Source organism: Mesorhizobium sp. M8A.F.Ca.ET.208.01.1.1, from assembly GCF_004791315.1.
GTDB lineage: Bacteria > Pseudomonadota > Alphaproteobacteria > Rhizobiales > Rhizobiaceae > Mesorhizobium.
Genome location: NZ_SRUT01000443.1, coordinates 1 through 279, shown reverse-complemented (window position 1 = coordinate 279; position 279 = coordinate 1). Strand labels below are relative to the sequence as shown.

Annotated in this window: 1 protein-coding gene; it reads left to right on the top strand. The window is 64.2% G+C overall.

Annotated features, from left to right (window positions below):
• The coding region (locus EN851_RS36720; RefSeq protein WP_210234970.1) for a hypothetical protein at positions 1-202 on the top strand (202 nt) is incomplete at its 5' end.
• Positions 203-279: the final 77 nt, after the last annotated feature.

The window sequence follows — 279 nt, the reverse complement described above, 5'->3', positions numbered from 1 at the left end:
CCGGTCTGCGGTCAAGGCGGCTCGGGATCGCGAGCAGGCAGAGGTGGCCGCGCGCATTGCCACCGGCTATCTCAACCTTCCGCTGGACGGCGAACATCTCAAGCGGCTTCCGACGGCGCTGCGGGAAGCAGCGGCCAAGACGCTCTCGCAGGCCAGATCGCAAGGTTTTTCCGAAGACACCCCAATCGAGCCCGACTGGTAGCGGCTGCGCAATCGCGCCTGCGCAATACTACGAAAATAGCATTCTCGCCCCGCGAAGTGAGATGCTACGGTCGCGAC